Source organism: Mesorhizobium sp. M7A.F.Ca.CA.002.15.2.1, assembly GCF_003998715.1.
GTDB classification, from domain to species: domain Bacteria; phylum Pseudomonadota; class Alphaproteobacteria; order Rhizobiales; family Rhizobiaceae; genus Mesorhizobium; species Mesorhizobium ciceri.
On record NZ_RZPI01000275.1, the window covers coordinates 1 to 6,844 of the forward strand.

General features: G+C 61.5%; 6 protein-coding genes and 1 tRNA gene. 5 read left to right on the plus strand and 2 right to left on the minus strand.

From position 1 onward, the window contains the following. Together ENZ74_RS16740 and ENZ74_RS16745 are read left to right on the plus strand one after the other, a co-directional pair. The coding region (locus ENZ74_RS16740; RefSeq protein ID WP_281059708.1) for an SGNH hydrolase domain-containing protein at positions 1-889 on the plus strand (889 nt) is incomplete at its 5' end. An 81-nt stretch (positions 890-970) separates the two neighbouring features. Further along, positions 971-1,044 (plus strand) — tRNA-Gly (locus tag ENZ74_RS16745). A gap of 2 nt (positions 1,045-1,046) precedes the next feature. On the opposite strand, the gene ENZ74_RS16750 is transcribed toward ENZ74_RS16745, so the two are convergent. Next, positions 1,047-1,283: a hypothetical protein gene (locus tag ENZ74_RS16750; protein WP_024503153.1), complete on the minus strand. Its 237-nt coding sequence runs from the start codon at positions 1,281-1,283 to the stop codon at positions 1,047-1,049. A gap of 130 nt (positions 1,284-1,413) precedes the next feature. Next, positions 1,414-2,403, minus strand: coding sequence for a LysR family transcriptional regulator (locus ENZ74_RS16755; protein WP_027161714.1), 990 nt, complete (start codon positions 2,401-2,403; stop codon positions 1,414-1,416). Positions 2,404-2,714: 311 nt separating this feature from the next. On the opposite strand from ENZ74_RS16755, the gene chvE reads away from it, so the two are divergent. The 3 genes from chvE to mmsB all read left to right on the plus strand — a co-directional run bounded on the left by chvE (position 2,715) and on the right by mmsB (position 6,724). Further along, a complete protein-coding gene (gene chvE, locus ENZ74_RS16760) occupies positions 2,715-3,785 on the plus strand; it encodes a multiple monosaccharide ABC transporter substrate-binding protein (protein WP_027161715.1) in 1,071 nt (356 codons plus the stop codon). 123 nt (positions 3,786-3,908) lie between these two features. Beyond that, complete coding sequence (mmsA, locus tag ENZ74_RS16765; RefSeq protein ID WP_063170018.1) at positions 3,909-5,441, plus strand: multiple monosaccharide ABC transporter ATP-binding protein; 1,533 nt, start codon at positions 3,909-3,911, stop codon at positions 5,439-5,441. Continuing rightward, on the plus strand, positions 5,438-6,724 hold the full coding sequence (gene mmsB / locus ENZ74_RS16770; RefSeq protein WP_063170017.1) for a multiple monosaccharide ABC transporter permease: 1,287 nt from the start codon (positions 5,438-5,440) through the stop codon (positions 6,722-6,724). Before mmsA ends, mmsB begins: the two co-directional genes overlap by 4 nt. Positions 6,725-6,844 lie beyond the last annotated feature (120 nt).

A 6,844-nucleotide genomic window follows, 5' to 3' on the forward strand; every position in this document is an offset into this window, starting at 1 on the left:
AGCCTATACCGCACCGCTGCCTATCTTCGCTTTTTCGGCGACGGCCATCGCGCTGCTGTGCGCCGGTGGTTTGGCCGGTGCACTGGGCAACGGTTTCCCGCAACGGTTCCCGGACTTCTCGACCGAACGTATCCGGGTCGGCGACTGGCGCAACGGCATCTGCTTCAACGAAAACGGGACCCGCATCGAAGACTGGAATCTCGCCGACTGCACCCGTACAACGGGCTTTGCCACCAATGTGCTGCTGTGGGGCGATTCTTTCGCTGCCCATTATGTATCGGGACTTGAGCCCAACGCCCAGAAAATCCAGGCCAATGTCATCCAATACACCTATGCCGGCTGTCCGCCCGACCTGACCTATTTTTCCTATGCTCGGCCCGCCTGCACCCGCTTCAACGAACGGGCCTTGTCGATCATTCGCGACGCAAACATCCAGGCGGTGATCCTGAGCGGCCGATGGACCGACTACCAGGCCAGGGGCTTCGCCGGCCTGCAGAAGACGATCGACCGGCTTCGCGAGATGGGGGTCAAGGTCTATACCGTCGGCCAGTCTCCGGAATTCATCGCCGACGTCCAGAAGATCGCTTTCTTGGTGAAGCGGGAGCATGCCGGAACCACATCCTGGCCTATGGCTATGGATCCGGGCATCAACGCACGGGTTCTGCCGTTCACCAAAGGGGCCGATTTCATAGATCCGCTGACGTATCTGTGCGACTCGGCCGGTTGTTCATACGCCGACGCCAAGACCAATGAATTTCTCTACTTCGACTATGGCCACTTCTCTTCCGCCGGCGCGACGCTGGCCATCTCGAAATACTGGCCAAGTTTCGCCACCAGCGACAAGGCCGCGAAGGCAAACCGGCAATTCACGGCCGCAGGCGCGCCGTGATCCGCAGCACGACGGCGTCGTGCCGAAACGGACCGCTTTGCGATTGCCCGAAGGCCAACCCTCATGCTAACGAGGGCGCACGCGGGTATGATGTAATGGTAGCTTGTCAGCTTCCCAAGCTGAACGCGCGGGTTCGATTCCCGCTACCCGCTCCAGCCTAAGGCGTCAGAACCATTTCAGCGCCTGCCTGTTCGTCGAACACAACCGAGCAGCCTCTCGCCAGCGCCACCGTTGCGAGGGCGTTTGCCGCCGCGTCATCCGATGAAACGAAGTCGCCGGTCAACACCCGCAATTCTTCCACGCCTTCAGCCATGGACACGAAATTGCCGACCGATCGATCGTGCTTGCAGGCCTCGATCACGCAAAGCAGGTCGATGATTTCGAAGCTGCGCATGTTCAGCCTCCAGAAGAAATCGTCCCTTGCAAGATCATGAACGCATCGGCGGGAAATAATGTTCCCAGTTCGCTTTCGCTGGCCTCGGCCTGGCGGCGCTTTCGCCGGAGAAGCTTACCTGATCCAGCCATCATCCCACTTCCCTCAGAATGAAGTCGTGCAGCATCTTGGCGGCCGGCGACAGCGCGCGATTCCTCACCGTGATCAGGCTGTAGGGCCTGACCTCGATGTCGAATTCGGTCTGGACGACGTCGATGGCGCCGGCCAGCCCGTCAGGGTTCTGGATGAATTTCGCCACCTGGACAGAGACCGGTGCGATGGCATCGGATTGCGCGACCATGACCAGGGTCAGGAGCAGCGAACTGGTGTTCAGGATACGGTCCGGCAAAGCGATGTTGCGGTTGAGGAAGTTGCTCTCCATCGCCTGGCGCAAGGGCGAGCCGCCCGACTGGAAGACCCAGTCATAGGCGGCGGTGTCTTCCAGCCGCACCACGCTGCCCCTGGTGAGCGGGTGGCCACGGCGCACGATCAGGCAGGCTTTCTCGACGCCGATGACGCGCGACTCGAACAGCCGCGGATTGAGGTCGTCCGGGATGCGCGCGATGATGAAGTCATGGCGCGTGGCGATCAGCTCGCGTGCCAGCACATTGGAGGTCTCGACCTGCATGGTGATCTCGATGCGCGGATAGATGCGGCGGATTTCACGAATTGCCGGCACCGCCAGCTCGATTGCCGGCGCGGTCACGGCACCCAGGAAAACCGAACCACCCTTGCCCGCCTTGAGCTCGGAAATCTCGCGGTCGACCTCGCGCATCTCCAGCAGGATCGAGCGCGCGCGCCTGGCCAAAGCCTTGCCGTATGGCGTCAAGGTGATGCCGCGCGGCAGCCTCTCGCACAGCTTGACCTCCAGCACCGCCTCCATCTCCGCGATCATGCGCGAGGCCGCCGGCTGCGAAATGTTCAGAACCTGGGCTGCCGCGCTGACCCGGCCATGGTCGTCGAGCGCGACGATCATGCGCATGTGACGCAGACTGAGACCGCTGCGCAGCAGGGTTTCGCCATCGCCCGGTGCTTCTCTGTAACCATCTGAAGCTGTTGTCGGATTCGCTGGCCGCGCCATCGCTTTCCCTGCCTTCTGCTCGTGTACGACCGACATCGGGGTCAGCCCGTCACGTCGCAATACATATACCAACCATGATATAGCAACCATCAAAGATCGCATTTGACAGTTATGGCAAAGACCCACACCCTCCGCGCGTTCCAAGACGTGACGGTCGCCGACGAGAAAAATCGTATCGATTGAATCAGCGTCTCGGGGCCATGGGAGGATACCGGAGATCGATATGACGGCAGCGGTGCCTTGGCGCTTCTGCACGATTGCGCGGCCCGCGACCCCCGGGGTGCCGCGTCCATCAAACAGGGAGAGTTAAAGTGAAAATCATCAAGACACTGGCCGCCGTCGCGGCCCTTGGCATCGCTGCCATGACCTACTCGGCGCACGCAGCCGACAAGGGTCTCGTCGGCGTGCTGATGCCGACCAAGACCTCGCAGCGCTGGATCAATGACGGCGATGCCGTCAAGTCCCAGCTCGAGGCTCTCGGCTACACCGTCGACCTGCAATACGCGCAGGACGACATCCCCAACCAGCTCAGCCAGCTGGAAAACGAAATCACCAAAGGCCCGAAGGCGCTGATCATCGCTTCTATCGACGGCACCACCCTGTCGGATGCTCTGCAGAAGGCCGCTGACGCGGGCGTCGTCGTCGTCGCCTATGACCGCCTGATCAAGAAGACCGCCAATGTCGACTACTACACCACCTTCGACAATTTCGGCGTCGGCGTGATCCAGGCGAATTCGCTGGTCAAGGGCCTCAAGGAACGCTTCCCGAACACCAAGCCGTGGAACGTCGAACTGTTCGGCGGCTCGCCCGACGACAACAACGCCTTCTTCTTCTACAATGGCGCCATCTCCGTCCTGCAGCCGCTGATCGACGACGGCTCGATCAAGATCAAGTCCGGCCAGACCGGCATGGACAAGGTCGGCACGCTGCGTTGGCTCGCCGCCACCGCCCAGGCACGCATGGACAATCTGCTGTCGGCCAACTATTCGGATGGCAGCCGCGTCGATGGCGTTCTTTCGCCCTATGACGGCCTGTCGCGCGGCATCACCGCCTCGCTGCGCGCCGTCGGCTACGGCACCGAGGCTCAGCCTTGGCCAATCGTGACCGGTCAGGACGCTGAGACCGCTTCGGTCAAGCTGATCATCTCGGGCGAGCAGTACTCGACCGTGTTCAAGGACACCCGCGAACTGGCCAAGGCCACCGTCGAGCTCGTCGACAAGGTGCTCTCGGGCGGCAAGCCGGACGGACTCGATGAAAAGACCTACAACAACGACGTCAAGGTCGTTCCCTCGATCCTGTTGACGCCGCATGAAGTCGACAAGTCGAACTACCAGGCGCTGGTCGTCGACTCCGGCTACATCAAGGCCGACGAACTGAAGTAATCCCGGTTACAAAGTCAGGGGGTCCTGCGCAACGCAGGGCCCCTTTTCGTTCACCAGCGAGCCCGGTATTGTCACCGACCTCGCCGGCAATATTTGCCGAGCTCTCAAGGAGCGGTAGTCCCCATGGCCCCGACGATTTTGGAGATGCGCGACATCACCAAGACGTTTCCCGGCGTGAAGGCGCTGTCGAACGTCAATCTCAGCGTCGAGGAAGGCGAGATCCACGCCGTGGTCGGCGAAAACGGCGCCGGCAAGTCGACGCTGATGAAGGTGCTGTCGGGCGTCTATCCCTCCGGCACCTATGACGGCCAGATCATCTTCCAAGGCCAGGAATGCCAGTTCAAGGGCATCCAGGACAGCGAACACAAGGGTATCGTCATCATCCACCAGGAGCTAGCGCTGGTGCCGATGCTGTCGATCGCCGAAAACATCTTCCTCGGCAACGAGCACGCGAAATTCGGCGTCATCGACTGGGACGCCAACGAGGAGCGCACCAGTGCGCTGTTGAAGAAGGTGGGCCTTAAGGAGGACCCCAAGACGCTGATCACCAATATCGGCGTCGGCAAGCAGCAGCTGGTCGAGATCGCCAAGGCGCTGAGCAAGGAGGTCAAGCTCCTGATCCTCGATGAGCCTACGGCATCGCTCAGCGAAAAGGACAGCCAGGCGCTGCTTGACCTGCTGCTCGAATTCAAGCGGCAAGGCATGACCTCGATCCTGATCTCGCACAAGCTCAACGAGATCAACCGGGTCGCCGACAAGGTGACGGTGATCCGTGACGGGCGCACCATCGAGACGCTGGCCAAGAAGGACATCTCCGAAGACCGCATCATCACCTCGATGGTCGGTCGTTCCCTCGACGACCGCTATCCGCCGCGCGAGCCTGATATCGGCGAGATCGTGTTCGAGGTGAAGAACTGGTCGGTCTATCACCCGCTCCATGCCGAGCGGCAGGTGATCAAGGGTATCGACATCAATGTGCGCGAGGGCGAAGTGGTGGGCATTGCCGGGCTGATGGGCGCCGGCCGCACCGAATTCGCCATGAGCCTGTTCGGCCGCTCCTACGGCCGCCGCATCACAGGCGAGGTGCTGCTCAAGGGCAAGCCGATCGATGTGTCCTCGGTAAGCAAGGCGGTCCAACACGGCATCGCCTACGTCACCGAGGATCGCAAGACCTACGGGCTCAACCTCATCGACCATATCAAGCACAACATCACGCTGGCCAATCTCGGCGGCGTGGCCCGCCACAGCGTGATCGACGACATGCGCGAGCTCGCCGTTGCCAACGACTATCGCAAGAAGACCAATATCCGCGCTTCCAGCGTCTATCAGTTGACCGGCAATCTTTCCGGCGGCAACCAGCAGAAGGTGGTGCTGTCGAAATGGCTGTTCGCCGACCCGGACGTGCTGATCCTCGACGAGCCGACACGCGGCATCGATGTCGGCGCCAAGTACGAAATCTACACGATCATCGCGCGACTCGCCTCGGAGGGTAAGGCGATCGTGGTCATCTCGTCGGAAATGCCGGAATTGCTCGGCATCACCGACCGCATCTACGTCATGAACGAAGGGCGCATCGTGGGCGAAATGCCCGCCGCGGAAGCAAGCCAGGAAAAAATAATGCGCGCCATCGTTCGTGGAGAAGGAAAAGCAGCATGAGCACCGAAAGCGCCCCCGCCCCGCACGGCAATGTCGCCGAAGAGCAGCGCGCACGCATCGCCGTCTCGGCGCTGGCCACGAACCTGCGCGAATACGGCCTGATCATCGCGCTGATCGTCATCATGCTGTTTTTCCAGTTCACCACGTCGGGAACGCTGTTCAAGCCGGTGAACCTGAGCAACCTGGTGCAGCAGAACTCGTTCATCATCGTGATGGCGCTGGGCATGCTGCTGGTGATCGTTTCCGGCTATATCGACCTCAGCGTCGGATCGGTCGCCGGTTTCATCGGCGCGCTGGCGGCAAACATGATGGTCATCTGGCAACTTGGACCGCTCAGCAATCCGCTGGTGGTTTCGATCATCTGCCTCGTCGTGGGCGGCCTGATCGGGGCGGCGCAAGGCTACTGGATCGCCTATCACAGAATACCGAGCTTCATCGTGACACTGGCCGGCATGCTGATCTTCCGCGGCATCTGCCAGGCGCTGCTGGGCGGCGGATCCTCGGTCGGTCCGCTTCCCGACGACTTCAAAATGCTCAGCTCGGGCTTCATCCCGGATGTCATCGGCCCGCTGACGCTGATCCCGCCGACGGTGAACGCGGCCGGCAAGACCATCATGGGCAGCGGCCTGACGCTGCACATGACGACGATCGTGCTGGGCCTGATCGCCGTGCTGGCCTATGCCTATTTCGGGGTGAGGACGCGTCGCAAGCGCGAACGCCATGGCTATGAGGCCGAGCCCTTTGCCCTGTTCGTCGTCAAGACGCTGGTCGCCAGCGCCCTGGCGCTGTTCCTGGTCTATGAGTTCGCCAGCTACAGAGGCCTGCCGGTCGTGCTGCTCGTCATGGGCGTGCTGATCTCGCTGTTCGTCTTCGTCACCAAGCGCATGACCATCGGCCGCCGTATCTACGCCATGGGCGGCAATGCCAAGGCCGCGCAGCTGTCAGGCATCAACACCGAGCGGCTGACGCTGATGGTGTTCATCAATATGGGCGTGCTGTCGGCGCTCGGCGGCCTGATCATCGCGGCGCGACTGGGACAGGCGGTGCCGGCCGCGGGCCTCGGCAGCGAGCTCGACGTCATCGCCGCCGTCTTCATCGGCGGCGCCTCGGCGATGGGCGGCGTCGGTCAGGTCATCGGCGCGGTGGTCGGCGGCTTCATCATGGGCGTGATGAACAACGGCATGTCGATCATGGGCGTCAATGTCGACTGGCAGCAGGTGGTCAAAGGCCTGGTGCTGCTCGGCGCCGTGATCTTCGACGTCTACAACAAGAACAAGGCTTGAACGGACTTAAGAGCAATTCCAGGAAAAGTGTGAAACGGTTTTCCGCCCGGAATTGCGCCAAGACAATGAGTTAGAGCGGTTCGCCGTTTCCGTGAAACGGTGAACTGCTCTGATCGAGGA